The following is a 15396-nucleotide window of genomic DNA, read 5'->3' as shown; positions in this document are numbered from 1 at the left end:
TATCCGTTTCAATTGAGCCTTTCAAACTATCTGGAGAAATTCTATGCCAATTAAAATTGCAATTAATGGTTATGGCCGTATTGGCCGCAATATTGTGCGCGCCTTATACGAATCAGGCCGTAACGATGAATTTCAAATTGTTGCAATCAATGATTTGGGTAGCAGTGAAACCAATGCCCATCTGACTCAATACGACTCCGTGCATGGAAAATTTCCCTTTGAAGTCAGCGTCGATGGCGACGACATGATTATCAACGGCGACAAAATCAAAGTTTTCTCGGAAAGAGACCCCTCCAAATTGCCATGGGCGGACCTGGACATTGATGTCGTACACGAATGCACCGGCTTGTTCACCAGCAAGGCAAAAGCATCGGCCCATATTAATGCCGGCGCCAAAAAAGTGATTATTTCAGCACCGGGCGGCAATGACGTGGATGCCACCATCGTGTATGGCGTTAACCATAACGTGTTGAAAGCATCGGACACGGTTATTTCCAATGCCTCATGCACAACCAACTGCCTGGCGCCATTGGTCAAGCCGCTCAATGATGCCCTGGGCATTGTCAGCGGCTTGATGACCACGATCCACTCCTATACCAATGACCAGGTTCTGACCGACGTTTATCACAGCGACCTGCGCCGCGCCCGCTCGGCCACGCAATCGATGATTCCCACCAAAACCGGCGCTGCCGCGGCTGTAGGACTGGTTCTGCCTGAACTGGCCGGCAGACTGGACGGTTTCGCCATGCGTGTGCCGACCATTAACGTGTCCGTGGTTGATTTAACCTTCCAGGCCTCCAAAAACACCAGCAAGGAAGAAATCGACGATATCCTGAAAACCGCCGCGGACGGTCCCTTGAAAGGCATTCTGGAAATCAACACGAAACCACTGGTCTCGATCGATTTCAACCACAATCCGGCCTCTTCGATTTATGAAGCGCCATCGACTAAAGTCATGAACGGTAATTTCGTCAAAGTCCTGTCCTGGTATGACAACGAATGGGGCTTCTCAAACCGCATGCTGGACACTTCTATTGCCTTGATCAATGCCGAATAACCACATGTTAAGAAGAACCAAAATACTGGCGACACTGGGACCTGCGACCGATAAGCCCGGCGTACTTGAAGGCCTGTTTCACGCAGGCGTCGATGTGGTACGCATGAATTTCTCGCACGGCTCGGCTCAAGATCATATCGACAGAGCCCATGCCGTACGGGAACTGAGCCGGAAAACAGGAAGACTTGTGGGCATTCTGGCGGACCTTCAGGGGCCGAAGATTCGCATTGCCCGCTTTAAAAACGGCAGCGTATTCCTGAACGAAGGTCAGGATTTCGCGCTGGACATCAATCTTGATGAGAACGCGGGCGATCATTCGCAGGTCGGCATTACTTACGAACCGCTGGCCCTGGAAGTCAAACCCGGCAGCCGTCTGCTGCTGGATGACGGACGCATTGTGCTGGATGTGATCAATGTCGAAAACATGCGCGTTAATTGCACCGTGATCGTAGGCGGCGTGCTGTCCAACAATAAAGGCATCAACCTGCTGGGCGGCGGACTTTCCGCGGCAGCCCTGACGGACAAAGACAAGGAAGACATCAAAACCATTGCCGAAATGGGCGCCGACTATGTCGCCATCTCGTTTCCGCGCTCGGCTGATGACTTGTACGAAGCCCGCCGCTTGTTGCGCGAAGCCGGTTGTGAAGCCGGCATCGTGGCCAAGGTCGAACGCGCCGAAGCCCTGGAGGTTATAGACGCGATTATTCTGGCCGCTGATGCGGTCATGGTGGCCCGGGGCGATCTTGGCGTTGAAATAGGCGATGCCAATCTGCCCGCCGTGCAAAAACATATGATCAAACGCACACGGGAACTGAATCGCGTCGCGATTACAGCCACGCAGATGATGGAGTCGATGATAGACAATCCGATTCCGACGCGCGCGGAAGTCTTCGATGTGGCCAATGCTGTTTACGATGGCACCGACGCGATCATGCTGTCGGCTGAAACCGCCTCCGGAAAATACCCGATCAAAGCTGTCGAAGCGATGGACCGTATCTGCCTGGAAGCGGAGAAACAGCCCAGCGTCCGTGTCTCCGACCATCGGGTCAGCATCCAGTTCGAGCGTGTCGACGAAGCCATTGCCATGTCCTCGATGTACATGGCCAACCATACCAAGATCACCGGCATTGCCGCATTGACGGAGTCCGGCGCCACGGCCTTGTGGATGTCCAGAATCAGCTCGGGCATTCCTATTTTCGCCTTCAGCAGTCACCAGAAAACCCTGGGGCGGGTAACACTATACCGTGGCGTTTTTCCTGTTTTTTTCACGCATGAAGCGCAGGACCATGCCGAAGTAAACCGCGAAATCATCGATCAGTTAAGAAAATACCTGCATGTCAAGGACGGCGACAAATTCATCATCACCAAAGGCGACTTGACCGGCCTGCAAGGCGGGACCAATGCCTTGAAAGTCGTGACGGTTGGACAAGGTTTAACGCCCTGACACTCAGCGTCAGGGATTAAAGCCCGGCACTGAGTCGACTGCCGGCCTGGCTATGGCAAGCGCACAAAACGGAGCTTTTCCTGACGCACAAAATTTTCAAATGCCATGCCGACGGCGGGCAGCCGTTTCCCTTCGCGGCGCACCATATACCAGGTTCTGACCAGCGGAAAAAACTGCACATCCAGAATAACCAGCCGCCCCGTCTTGACTTCATTATCGATCGTATGCTGAGACACGATCCCAAGACCCAGGCCCTCCTCCACCCCCAGCTTGATGGCGCCGTTATTGTTCAATTCCATATTGGCTGAAATTTTCATGCCGTTCTCGGCGAAAAATCGCTCCGTTGAGGTCCGTGTCCCGGAGCCTTGCTCGCGCATCAAAAAAGTCTCGTTTTTTAGCTCGCTCAGCAAAATGCCTTTTTTATCCCTTAAATGGTGATTGGGAGGCGCAATGACAACCAACGGATTTTCCAGCAGAGGCTCAGACACCAGATCTAGTCCTTCCGAGGGCTTCCCCATTAACACGATATCCGTCTCATTATTTTCCAACAGCTGAATCAGGCCCTTATGGTTGGTCACTTTCAGATTAACATTGACCTTCGGATATTGCTTGCAGAAACCGGCCAGCAACCGGATGGCAAAATACTGTACCGTGCTGGCGACAGAAACCAACAAACGCCCGCCTTCCGAGCCTTTGATCTCATCCAGAATCAGATCGGCCTCGGACATTTTCGACATGATATCCCGGCTCAGCCGGTACATTTCCTCCCCGGCTTCGGTCAAATAGATTTTGCGCCCCAATCGCTCAAACAATGCCAGCCCTGCCGCATCCTCGAACTGTTTGATCTGCATCGATACCGCCGGCTGAGTCAGAAAAAGCTCTTCCGCGGCCCGCGTAAAACTCAAATGCCGCGCCACCATTTCAAACACTTTCAGTTGCCTAAGCGTTACATTCACAAAGCTACTCCTAATCCTTATGCTTTTAGCCGAAGTCTTAAACTTTTCATTATAATACTCCAGCTTTAGCCTTCAATGGACGTAATTTCCTTATTTTTTATCGGGGAAAAACAGCCCACGTCGAATATCCGCAGAATCATTTGTAAGCCGAGCCAGAATTTGTTTATATACTTTTCCTTCGGAATAATGAGTTTAAACTTTACCTAATACTGCTCCATCATTGCCGCACGCTAGTGCGGTAATAAACATCAAACCGAAACAGGATCAAGATATGCCTCAGAAAATTTTAGACGTAGTTAAACCTGGCGTGGTAACCGGCGCGGATGTACAGAAAATCTTCGCGATTGCCAAAGAAAACAACTTTGCACTGCCTGCCGTCAATGTCATCAGCACCGACTCGATCAATGCGGTACTGGAAGCGGCAGCCAAGGCCAAGTCAGCCGTGATTATCCAGTTTTCCAATGGCGGCGCCCAGTTCGTGGCCGGCAAGGGCCTTAAACTGGAAGGCCAGCAATCCCATATTCTGGGGGCGATTTCCGGCGCCCGGCATGTGCATACGGTTGCCGAGCACTACGGCGTACCGGTGATTCTGCACACCGACCATGCCGCGAAAAAACTGCTGCCCTGGATCGACGGTTTGCTTGATGCCGGCGAAAAGCAATTCGCCGAAACCGGCAGGCCTTTATTCAGTTCCCACATGCTGGACCTGTCCGAAGAACCCCTAAAAGAAAACATCGAAATCTGCGCGCGCTATCTGACCCGCATGGCCAAGATGGGCATGACCCTCGAAATCGAACTGGGCTGCACCGGCGGCGAGGAAGACGGGGTCGACAACACGAATATGGATCATTCGGCGCTGTACACACAACCCGAAGATGTCGCCTATGCCTATGAAGAGCTGATCAAAATCAGCCCGAATTTCACCATCGCGGCCTCGTTCGGCAACGTGCACGGCGTTTACAAGCCCGGCAACGTCAAATTGACGCCGACCATTCTGGCCAACTCGCAAAAGTATGTATCGGAAAAATTCAGTGTGCCTCACAACACCTTGAATTTCGTTTTCCACGGCGGCTCCGGCTCATCCGCGGCGGAAATCCAGGAATCGATCAGCTACGGCGTCATCAAGATGAACATCGACACGGACACGCAATGGGCTTACTGGAGCGGTATCAGGGAATTCTACCGGAGCAATGAGGGTTACCTGCAAGGCCAGATCGGCAATCCCGATGGCGACGACAAACCGAACAAGAAATACTACGATCCGCGGGTCTGGATCCGGGCTGCTCAGCTCAGCATGGTCGCGCGTTTGGAACAGGCTTTCAAGGAATTGAACGCCGTTGATTCTCTATAATAATTAAAACTTCGGCTGACCTTTTGCATCAGCTTCATGCATAACCACGAAGGACACCTTGGAACTCTCGATCAAGGATTTCCTGCTTGCCGTGTCCTTTGTGGTTAATCAAAACGCTCTGAGCAAGCGCTCTTCCGCAGCAATCCGCATTTAAGCCGGGCCGCCTACAGCGTTTCCAGCCTGGCATAAGCCAGCATCAGCCATTTCATGCCGGCCGTTTTGAAATTAATCTGCACGCGTTCATGCGCGCCTTCGCCTTCCATTTGCAGCACTACGCCTTCTCCGAATTTTTCATGGCGGACGCGCTGCCCCAGTTTATATTGTCCTTCCGTCATTACGCCAGGCGCTTTCGGCTTGACGGCCGTGACGGGCCGGCTGACATTAGCGCGCATTCTGACTTCCTGAATGAACTCAGGCGGAATCTCGCGCAGGAAGCGCGACGGCCTCGGATACGAGTCGCGGCCGTATAAACGCCGCGATTCAGCATAAGTCAGATATAGCTGTTTCATGGCGCGCGTCATGCCGACGTAGCAAAGCCGGCGCTCCTCTTCCAGACGGCCGGCGTCTTCAATCGACTGCAGGGACGGAAACAACCCCTCCTCCATGCCGACCAGGAACACCAGCTTGAATTCCAGCCCCTTGGCCGAGTGCAGGGTCATCAGCTGCACGCAGTCCTCGAAATCGTCGGCCTGCAGTTCACCGGCTTCCAGCGCCGCATGCGCCAGAAACATATCCAGTTCGCCCAGGTTTTCCTCGTTGTCGGCATCGAAATCGAACAGGCGCGCCGCATTGACCAGTTCCTCGAGGTTTTCGACCTTTTCTTCGCCTCTGTCGGCTTTTTCGTTTTGATACAGCGCGATCAAGCCGCTTTTTTCGACCACCTGTTTGACTTTCTCGAACAACTCCAGGCCTTCGACTTGCTCCGCCATCTGCCTGATCAACTGCATGAAGCCGGATAAGGCATTCGCCGCGCGCGTGGGCAAACGCCCTTGCCCGAGCACTTCCTCGGCCGCGGCCCAAAGGGAAATGCTCCGATTGCGCGCTATCATGCGCAGATCATTCAGGGTTTTCGGCCCTATGCCGCGCGCCGGCGTATTGATGACACGCTCGAACGACGCATCATCATGCCGATTCGAGGTCAGGCGCAGATAAGCCAGCGCATTCTTGATTTCGGCCCGGTCGAAAAACCGCAAGCCGCCGTAGACACGATACGGCGTGCCGGTCGCCATCAGGCGTTCTTCAAACTGCCGGGATTGGGCGTTAGAACGGTATAAAATGGCCACATCGCTGCGCGCGCCGCCCTCATTGATCCAGGCCCTGATACGCTCGACGACAAAATAAGCCTCGTCCTGCTCATTGAAGGCCGCATACAATGAAATCAGGTCGCCGTCGCCGGTATCGGTCCACAACTCCTTGCCCATGCGGCCGTCATTGTTGGCAATGACCTGATTGGCCGCTTTCAGGATATGGCCGGTCGAGCGGTAATTCTGCTCCAGCTTGATGACCTGGTGATTCGGATGGTGTTTCTGGAAATTGTAGATATTCTCGATTTTGGCGCCGCGCCAGCCGTAAATGGACTGATCGTCGTCGCCGACCACGAACAGGTTGTCCTTGCCCTGCGTCAGCAACCGCAGCCAGGCATACTGGATCGTGTTGGTATCCTGAAATTCGTCGACATGCACCTGCCTGAAACGCTGCTGATAGAACTCCAGCACGTCCTGGTTGTCGCGCAGCAACTCATGCGCGCGCAATAGCAACTCGGCGAAATCGACAAGGCCGGAACGCTCGCAGAGCTCTTCGTAGGCGCGGTAAATGATCAGCATCTGGCGCTGATACAGATCGCCGGTCTCGAGGATGTGTCGGGCCCTGATGCCTTCGTCCTTCTGCGCATTGATATACCACTGTATCTGCTTCGGAGGCCATTTCTTTTCGTCGAGATTCAGCGTCGCCAGCAGCCGCTTGATCAGTCTTAACTGATCGGCCGAATCCATGACCTGAAACGTCTCCGGCAGTTTGGCCTGCTGGGCGTGCCGTCTTAGCAGACGGTGCGCAAGACCGTGAAAAGTTCCTATCCACATGCTGTGGGCGGACATATTCAGCAAGTCCTCGATGCGGCCGCGCATCTCCCGGGCGGCTTTATTAGTGAACGTGACGGCCAGAACGCTATGCGGCGACAAGCCCTCGACCTGGACCTGCCAGGCGATGCGATGCACCAGAACCCGGGTTTTACCACTGCCGGCGCCAGCCAGCACTAACATGGACCGGGATGGCGCCGAAACCGCCTGGCGCTGGGCATCATTTAAAGGATCTATAATTTTAGTAATATCCATGTGTTATCGCTTGCACATTTTTTGGAGCTGTGTATATTGTCTCGGATTTAGTACGGGCGGGCTAAATCATTGCCTTGTTAAAAATAATGACTACACACAAAAGGTTTTCAAGATGAGTTTTGACTATAAGCGTTTAATTAAGTTTGAATATAATATTGGCGACAAGGAAAAAAATTACCGTATGGCAGGCGGCGCCGTGCTGATCGTAATTTCAATTTTCACCGCCAAAATTATTTTATTGCTTGCGGGCCTGGTTCTGATTGCCACCGGCTACATAGGCTGGTGCCCTGTCTATTCAAGCTTCAACAAAAACACCCGCGATACCGGCAGCGACGCCACAGCCAGCTGAGCCAATCCTGTCTGACTACATGGACGTAGTTTCCCAATCTGGTGCCCCGATCATGTGTCATCAGTCATAGTTCAAACCAAACGTAAAGCCGGCGCCATTATGACCGCCAAATCCATCGCGGTCCATAGGGTTTACCCGTAATTCTGTATTCGCCCCTCAGATGATCAAATATGCCTGTAAAAATTATCAAAGAATCCATGCCCGCTCCCTGCGTTGTTATCGTATGACCGGCATTTGACAGGAGAGTATCAATCGTGGCTACTTTATTCCCCATTCCTGATAACCATCCGCAACGCTTCATACTGCATAACGAAGTCCATGCCCGTTCCTCGCTGATTCTGGACTTGCCCGTCAAAGCCAGCCATCTGGCCCTGCTGTTAGCCGCTGACGAGAAAATACTGGAACGCAAACACCTCGCGGCGCTGTGCGAGCGTTTCGGCATCACGCCGCCGAAACGGGACGTCGACCATTTCAACGCGGCGTTTGACCCGTTCCAGATTCGCTGGGAACAGCACGGCGAATTCAGCACCTACACGTTCTATGTTCAGGACAACTCCGAAGATCCGTTCGCGCAACCGGCATTGGAAAAAGTGCCCGTCGACTGGCTGGCCATGCTGCCCGGAAAAGTCATGGTGGCGGCCCATGCGGCCATCATGGCCAAACCGGACCAAGAGGGCAAAAAGGCTGATCCGCATCCTGACCTGCATGCGCTGTCCGGGTTCTTTGACGGCAACCCGATAATTGGCTCCGAAGTCATGGGAGGCGCGGCTTTCGCGTTCACCGATTTTCGTATTCATGTGGACGGTTTCAGCCGTTTCCTGATTATCGATAACCATCTTAAAACCGAACAAGCCGGACGCCTGTTACAGCGGTTGTTTGAAATCGAAGTGTACCGCATGATGGCCTTGCTGGCGTTTCCGATAGCGCGCAGGCTGACGCCGGCCCTGAAGAAAGCCGACCGGCAACTGTATACGATCACCAACGTCATGGCGCAACCGGACAGCAATGATGCGGAACTACTGGATGAGCTGACGCGCTTGGCGGCCGAGATTGAAAACCACATTTCCAGCAGTCATTTCCGGTTCGACGCGGCTAATGCCTACTATCAAATCGTGGAACAGCGCCTCGACGACTTGCGCGAAGTCAGGATTCAGGGCATACAGACCCTGGGCGAATTCATAAGGCGGCGCATGGAACCGGCGATCAAAACCTGCCAGTCGACCGCGCACCGCTTTACGCTGATATCGGAACGGGTCAGCAATGCCGGTCATTTATTACGCACGCGCGTGGACATCATGATAGAGCGCCAGAATCAGGCATTACTGACTTCGATGGATTTGCGCGCAAAAATGCAATTACGCATGCAGGAAACGGTCGAGGGCATTTCTGTCGTCGCCATTACCTATTACAGTGCCGGCCTGGTCGGCATTATCGCCAAAGCCCTTAACGCCGCGGGCTGGCCGATCGATCCCGAACTCGCTGTCGGCCTGTCCCTGCCGTTCATCATGGTCGCTGTCGCGTTAGGCATCCGGCGCATTCATAAATTGATCAAGACCACGACCACTTAGGAACGGGAATGAAATAAGACCCGCGATTGAGGCAGGCTTTCTGTTCATGTTCAACGACTGCATGGATGCAGGAGGTAGAGCAACGCATGGAGCAGTTGCCGAGGCGCGCAAACAGGCGCATAGCCAGCTATGTAACTGTTTGCGCAACGCCGAAGAGGGACAGAAAGACAAGTCAGTTGCGGGAGTTATAAAATTCACGTTCCTTAATCCTCCTTACGATATTCACCCTCCAGCACATCCTTATTAGCGGGTTGGGCCGGCTGAAAAGGACCGCCCGTCTGGATCAGGTGTTTTTCAATCACATATCGGGCGATTTTCCGGCGCAGTTGCGGAATCAGGCAGGCGAAGCCCATGATGTCGGTAACAAAGCCCGGGGTCAGCAACAAGGCGCCGCCGACCAGCAGTATCGGGCCTTCAACCATTTCATAGGCCGGAAGCACGCCTTGCGCCAGACTGGCCTGAAACCGCTGCAGCGTGGCCAGACCTTGTTGTCTCAATAACCAGGCGCCTATTACGGCCGTCAGAACCACGAGAAAAATGGTCGGGGCAGCGCCGATGATGCCGCCTACCTGCAGCAGCAAATAAATTTCCACAAAAGGCACGACCAGAAAAAACAGCAATAAAATCCGGAATACTTTCATCTAAACACTCTTGAAATACAATCATTGACCATACAATATAAGGGCAATGATCCTTAATTTCTAGAATAATCTCGACACGCCATCCGGCAATGCCGTGTTTGACAGCCTGGAAAAATGCGGTGCGGAAGCACTGGCTCCGCCGGCTTATTCCAGCGCCACGGCCGCCAGCCGGACTTTCTTCTGGACGGGGTCCATCCAAGCCACGAAGACGTCATTGCCTATGCGTGCCATATCCACATGCCGGCTGGGCCAGCGGGGAAAACCGCCCCGATAGACCAGCGTCCTGTCCATTATCCGGCCGTCAGGCATGACGCGTGCCAGCCACAACTCCTCCTCAGGACCGGCATTGTGCCGCCAGCTTATCATTGCCGAGCCGTCGTCGAGCAGCAGGACACTGGCATGACCGATCGCCTGATCGTCGATGTCGATGGGCGCCTGAAAGCCGGCGGCCGGGTCCTGCATAAAACTCACTTTCACGCGGCCGTTACCATCGGCGGCCGTAAACCAGGCCGCCACACCACCCTTGTCCGCTAAATCGATGGCCGGGCCGTTGCTGGGACAGCCATTGAGGATCCAGTGATCGTCATGCACGGGCTGCCAACGCGAATTGCCGCCGCGGTTCCAGCGCACGGCGCCAATGTCGCGGACATCACCCTCCAGGTGATCGCGATAAACGGTGATCAGTTCATTGCCGCGCGCATCGGTGTAACTGCTGCAACAGGAGCAGACATCGTTATCGAGCAGAAATTCAGGCCCTGGCCGCCAGTGCTTGTCGAGCACGGTGGCCATGAGCTGGAAGCGACTGTCCGAATGGTTCTCGGGCGCCTGCCCGACATGCCGGCCATCGGTCCACACCAGCGCCAGGCCGGCGTCAGGCAAGGGCGCCAGCGACATCTGAGCATCATAGATGCGGGCCGGATCAAGGTACGGCTTGAGTGGCGCGCTCCAGGTCCGGCCGCCATCGCTGGATCTGGCCAGATAAATATCGGCGGCGAAAGGGTTCTCGCTATCGTGCACGGCTGCCATCCAGGCCGTAGCCAGCGTGCCGTCGCTCAAACCCAGCACAACCGGCGCAGCGGCCAATTTGTCGTCAATGCTGACGACCGTTTGCGCCGGCGACCAGCGGCCATGGGCATAAGTCGCGAAGCGGATATCGTTCCTGAGACCGAAGGTTTCCACCCAGCTGACGATCAGCCGGCCGTCCTGCATTTGCGCCAGATGATGCTGCTGGTTAAGCGCAACCGTAGGCAGCGACAGCTCCCGCACGGAAAGCTCCGCCGCCATTGCCGATGGAAAAACCAGCCGGAACAGCAGCAACACTGCCGCGGCTTTCTTGGCGATCAATCTGTTCATGTGTTCTCTCCAAAAAAGATGTGTCTAATATTCCACACGCACCGAGCCGAACGCCATCAGCGGCGCGCCCGGATAGACACCGACGCGCGGCGAGACATTGGCATCGGGATCGGTGGATTCATAATATTGCTTGTCCAGAAGATTGCGGATATTGACCTGGGCCGTAACGCGAGATTCCCCTAGCGCCCATTTATAGGCCGCCATCGCATCCAGGCGCACAAAGCCCGGCAATTGACTCGCCAACCGCCTCGACACCTTTAAATTAGTACTTGACCCACAGGCTGCCCGTGTTCAGGCACATTGTTTTCAGAACGGTAGCAATCGCCATACCATGAACGCTAGGCATTGAAAACAAACAAGTAATTTTTATGTTTTTCCAAAAACCTATTAAAAAACTGTGTTATTTGCCGCGGAAGTTCGGGGTATATGCCCGCTTGTTAGCGCTTTTCGGCTGGCCTGAACAAACTCATTCACAGCGTTGAAAGCAGGGATAAACGTTTTAAAATTATGACGGCGCGGCAACAAAATGTTCGGAATAGGTTTAGGAAGGGTCGATCGTATACAATACGAACACGCTTTAATTTTTAGATATTAATTGGATTCAGTGGAGCAATTCGCCAACATGCCGACTCATCATCAACTAATCCTGTGCACGTGCCCTGACAGAGACACGGCCGACAAAATCGCCCGCCTGCTGGTGACCGGTCAATTAGCCGCTTGTGTGAACATTTTGCCCGGCATCCTGTCTGTCTATACCTGGCAGGGGCAAGTTGAGTCAGCGCAGGAGCATCTGCTGCTGATCAAATCGAGTAAAGATCGCTATCAGGCGCTTGAAGCCGCAATACGCGACAACCATCCCTACGACGTTCCTGAAATCATAGCCGTCCCTGTTGAAGCCGGCTTACCTGAATACCTGCATTGGATTGACTCATGCCTATCTTCAAAATAATTTTTTTCTGCTTTTTATCACTGGCTCATCTGCCCGTTTTTGCGCTGGGCAATGACGAACTTTTACCGCCCGAGCAAGCCTTCAGGATTTCCGGCCGGGCCACTGCCGCCGACCGGCTTGAAGTTTCATGGGATATCGCCGAAGGCTATTACCTGTATCGCGACAAGATGCGTTTCGAGTCCAGGACCGAGGCCATCCGGACGGCGCCGCCCGCTTTACCGGACGGCGAAATCAAGCATGACGAATTCTTCGGCGAAATGGTCATTTACCGGCACGCCTTGACCATCCCGGTACCTTTGACGGTCGGCGACGGCGCCTCATCCCTTCAACTGCGGGTGCGGTATCAAGGCTGCGCCGATCAAGGCATTTGCTATCCGCCGCAAACAACCGTGCTGGACATCACGCTGCCCGCGGCAGCGCCGGCCGTTCAAGCCAACCCGATACAGCAACTGGTCAAGAGCAATCGCGGCATCACCTTGAATCTATCCGAAGACGACTTATTGCCGCCGGATCAGGCGTTCCAGTTTCTGGCGTCGGTAAAAGACGCCCGGACGCTGCGGGCCGATTGGCGGATCGCGGACGGCTATTATCTTTACCGGGAAAAAATCCAGCTTGAACTGATCGACGCGGCCGGCGCCCAGCTTGGCGCTTACGACATACCCAGAGGCATGCCCAAATATGACGAAGCCTTCGGCCAGGTGGAAACGTTCCATAACGAACTGGGCTTTGACCTGCCCCTGCTTCGCTCAAACCCGGCAGCGCAAACCATTACCCTGCGGGCCAAATACCAGGGCTGCGCGGACCGCGGCGTGTGCTATCCGCCCATGACCCAGGAAATCAGCCTTGACCTGCCGGCATCGCCGCAAGATGCCGCGCTCGTCAAAAGCATCCCGTCGGCCGGTAACGCCGCAGCGTCTCCTGAGCTGTCCGAACAGGACCGTATCGTGCAATCGCTACAGCAGGATACCCTGTGGATGACACTGCTGAGCTTTTTCGGCTTCGGCCTGCTGCTGTCGTTCACGCCCTGCGTGTTCCCGATGATTCCGATCCTGTCGGGCATCATCGTGGGTCACGGCAACCGCATCACGACCGCCCGGGCCTTCCTGCTGTCGCTCAGTTATGTCGTCGCCTCGGCCGTGACCTATACGGTCTTCGGCATCCTGGCGGCCCTGTTCGGCAGCAATCTGCAAACCACCTTCCAGCAACCCTGGATCATCGCTTTGTTCAGTGCCGTATTCGTACTGCTGTCACTGTCGATGTTCGATTTTTACCATCTGGAAATGCCGAAGTCGCTGCAGGCCAAACTGCACAACTCCAGCGAAAAACATCGCGACGGCTCATTATGGGGGGCGGCCATCATGGGCTCGCTGTCATCGCTGATCGTAGGCCCGTGCGTGGCCGCGCCGCTGGCCGGCGCGTTGATCTATATCGGCCAGACCGGCGACGCCGTGCTGGGCGGCAGCGCCTTGTTCACCATGGGCCTGGGCATGGGCGTGCCGCTGTTGCTGCTGGGCGCCTCGGCCGGCAAGCTGCTGCCGAAAGCCGGCGGCTGGCTGAATTCCACGAAAGCCGTATTCGGCGTCATCATGCTGGCCGTCGCGGTCTGGATGCTGGACCGCATTTTACCGGCGCCGGTCACCATGCTGCTCTGGGCCATGCTGCTGATTATCCCGGCCATTTATCTGAGCGCGATCGACCCGTTGCCCGAACACGCGACCGGCTGGCGCAAGCTCTGGAAAGGCGTGGGTCTGATCATGCTCTCTTATGGCGTGCTGGTACTGATCGGCTTCAGCATCGGTAATACCAATCCGTTAAAACCGCTGAACGGCCTGGGCATGGGCTCCCTGCAAGCCGCGACGACGCAGGGCATTGCCTTTGAGCGTGTGGCTTCGGTGACGGAACTGGACGCCAGAATCCGCCAGGCCCAGGCCAACAATCAACCGGTCATGCTGGATTTTTACGCCGACTGGTGTACCTCGTGCAAGGAAATGGAGGCCTATACCTTTACCGATTCCAGAGTCAAACAGGTGCTAGCCAATTTTGTCGTGCTGCAGGCCGACGTCACCCAAAACTCCAATGACGACAAGGCGCTGCTGGCGAGATTCAACCTGATCGGGCCGCCCGGCGTGCTGTTCTTCGACACGGACGGCCAGGAACAGGCCGCCTTGCGCGTCATCGGCTATCAGGATGCCGATACGTTCCTTAAGACATTGACCCGGATTCAATCATGAGACCTGCCTTTATCATTATCATCGCCGCCGTTTTGGCGCTGGGCGGCGGCATTGCCGTCCGGCATTTCCTATCTTCGCCCGCCGCGCAAGACAGCCCGTCCGCATCCGCGCCTTTGCCTGATTTCAGCTTTCCCGATGCTTCAGGAAAGGTGCGCCGTGGCGGCGAGTGGCGGGGCAAGATCCTGGTCCTTAATTTCTGGGCCACCTGGTGTCCGCCCTGCCGCGAGGAAATCCCTGAATTTATCACGCTGCAGAAGCAATATGGCGATAAAGGTCTACAATTTGTTGGTATTGCCATCGAGGAGCGCGAACCGGTCGACGAGTATCTCCAATCGATTGCGATCAATTATCCAATATTGATTGGCGGCGATGACGCCATCGCCCTGTCCCAGCAAATGGGCAATGTCATCAATGCCGTTCCGTTTACGGTCGTCGTCGATCGTGAAGGCCGGATTATTCATCGCCAGCCCGGGGAATTTTCCAGGGACCGGATACTGGAAATAATTACACCGCTGCTAGATTAAACCTGACAACCGCAGCCTGTTTCCGGAGCCTGCTTTCGCCAGGAAAATGACCGATAATGAAAGTAATAACGGCAAAATCCGCGTTTTTTGTCGCTAACTGTACCGAAAAACGGAATACCTAGACAAACCCATACAAATTAGGCAAAATTAGGGGTTCATTAAGCCCTTTTAACCCGACTGAAAAAAATACTTTAATGGCCAATATTACCGTATTAAATGGACCCAATTTAAACTTGTTGGGCATCCGAGAACCCGGCCATTACGGAAACAAGACACTCGCCGACATACAGAATTCGCTTGAAAAGACTGCGGCCGACCTGGGCCATCAGCTGGATTTTCATCAAAACAATGCCGAACACGAAATCGTGGAATTGATTCATCAAGCCTATGCCGACCACGTCGATTTCATCATTATTAATCCAGCAGCCTTCACGCATACCAGCGTCGCCATTCGCGATGCCTTGCTGGCGACCAGAATCCCGTTTATAGAAGTACATTTATCCAATGTGCACGCACGGGAGTCTTTTAGAAAACATTCCTATTTCTCGGACATTGCCAAGGGCGTTATCTGCGGATTGGGAGCAACAGGGTATGAATTGGCCTTAACGGCCGCACATCAAATACTAGACGAGAGACTATAAAG

At 54.5% G+C, this 15396-nt stretch carries 13 protein-coding genes and 1 pseudogene; 9 read left to right on the top strand and 5 right to left on the bottom strand.

The features are described from left to right. Positions 1-43 precede the first annotated feature (43 nt). Entirely contained in the window at positions 44-1057 is a 1014-nt protein-coding gene (gene gap, locus EK22_RS14685) for a type I glyceraldehyde-3-phosphate dehydrogenase (RefSeq protein WP_036252204.1), read from the top strand. A 4-nt stretch (positions 1058-1061) separates the two neighbouring features. Further along, complete coding sequence (gene pyk / locus EK22_RS14680) at positions 1062-2501, top strand: pyruvate kinase (RefSeq protein WP_027147227.1); 1440 nt, start codon at positions 1062-1064, stop codon at positions 2499-2501. A gap of 50 nt (positions 2502-2551) precedes the next feature. On the opposite strand, the gene EK22_RS14675 is transcribed toward pyk, so the two are convergent. After that, positions 2552-3457: a LysR family transcriptional regulator gene (locus EK22_RS14675; RefSeq protein WP_020159119.1), complete on the bottom strand. Its 906-nt coding sequence runs from the start codon at positions 3455-3457 to the stop codon at positions 2552-2554. Between the two features lie 271 nt (positions 3458-3728). Between EK22_RS14675 and fbaA the strand changes: the two genes are divergently transcribed. After that, entirely contained in the window at positions 3729-4808 is a 1080-nt protein-coding gene (gene fbaA, locus EK22_RS14670) for a class II fructose-bisphosphate aldolase (RefSeq protein ID WP_036252201.1), read from the top strand. A 164-nt stretch (positions 4809-4972) separates the two neighbouring features. Here the strand turns inward: fbaA and uvrD are convergent, their stop codons facing one another. Next, positions 4973-7138 carry a DNA helicase II gene (gene uvrD / locus EK22_RS14665; RefSeq protein ID WP_036252199.1) on the bottom strand — a complete coding sequence of 722 codons (2166 nt, stop codon included), beginning with the start codon at positions 7136-7138 and terminating at the stop codon, positions 4973-4975. 112 nt (positions 7139-7250) lie between these two features. Here uvrD and EK22_RS14660 point away from each other — a divergent pair, with 112 nt between their 5' ends. Together EK22_RS14660 and EK22_RS14655 are read left to right on the top strand one after the other, a co-directional pair. Then, complete coding sequence (locus tag EK22_RS14660) at positions 7251-7487, top strand: YgaP family membrane protein (protein WP_020159116.1); 237 nt, start codon at positions 7251-7253, stop codon at positions 7485-7487. Positions 7488-7741: 254 nt separating this feature from the next. Next, entirely contained in the window at positions 7742-9055 is a 1314-nt protein-coding gene (locus EK22_RS14655) for a DUF3422 family protein (protein WP_020159115.1), read from the top strand. Between the two features lie 203 nt (positions 9056-9258). On the opposite strand, the gene EK22_RS14650 is transcribed toward EK22_RS14655, so the two are convergent. The 3 genes and pseudogenes from EK22_RS14650 to EK22_RS14640 form a co-directional block, all read right to left on the bottom strand. After that, complete coding sequence (locus EK22_RS14650; protein WP_020159114.1) at positions 9259-9696, bottom strand: FxsA family protein; 438 nt, start codon at positions 9694-9696, stop codon at positions 9259-9261. 144 nt (positions 9697-9840) lie between these two features. Beyond that, a complete protein-coding gene (locus tag EK22_RS14645; RefSeq protein WP_036252196.1) occupies positions 9841-11049 on the bottom strand; it encodes a sialidase family protein in 1209 nt (402 codons plus the stop codon). A gap of 24 nt (positions 11050-11073) precedes the next feature. Next, positions 11074-11283 (bottom strand): annotated as a pseudogene (locus tag EK22_RS14640) (hypothetical protein); the annotation flags it as partial. 388 nt (positions 11284-11671) lie between these two features. Between EK22_RS14640 and cutA the strand changes: the two are divergent. From cutA to aroQ, 4 genes are all read left to right on the top strand, one after another. Continuing rightward, on the top strand, positions 11672-11998 hold the full coding sequence (cutA, locus tag EK22_RS14635; protein WP_036252310.1) for a divalent-cation tolerance protein CutA: 327 nt from the start codon (positions 11672-11674) through the stop codon (positions 11996-11998). Next, positions 11980-14229, top strand: a complete 2250-nt coding sequence (locus EK22_RS14630) for a protein-disulfide reductase DsbD (RefSeq protein ID WP_036252192.1) — start codon at positions 11980-11982, stop codon at positions 14227-14229. Before cutA ends, EK22_RS14630 begins: the two co-directional genes overlap by 19 nt. After that, positions 14226-14753 (top strand): TlpA family protein disulfide reductase, encoded by a 528-nt coding sequence (locus EK22_RS14625; protein ID WP_020159109.1) that lies wholly within the window; start codon positions 14226-14228, stop codon positions 14751-14753. Before EK22_RS14630 ends, EK22_RS14625 begins: the two co-directional genes overlap by 4 nt. Positions 14754-14947: 194 nt before the next feature. Beyond that, a complete protein-coding gene (aroQ, locus tag EK22_RS14620; RefSeq protein WP_036252190.1) occupies positions 14948-15394 on the top strand; it encodes a type II 3-dehydroquinate dehydratase in 447 nt (148 codons plus the stop codon). The last annotated feature ends 2 nt before the right edge of the window (positions 15395-15396 follow it).

Source organism: Methylobacter sp. BBA5.1, assembly GCF_000746145.1.
Taxonomy (GTDB): Bacteria; Pseudomonadota; Gammaproteobacteria; order Methylococcales; family Methylomonadaceae; genus Methylobacter; species Methylobacter marinus.
Note: the sequence above shows the minus strand (reverse complement) of the source record. Positions and strands in the feature narration are given on the sequence as shown.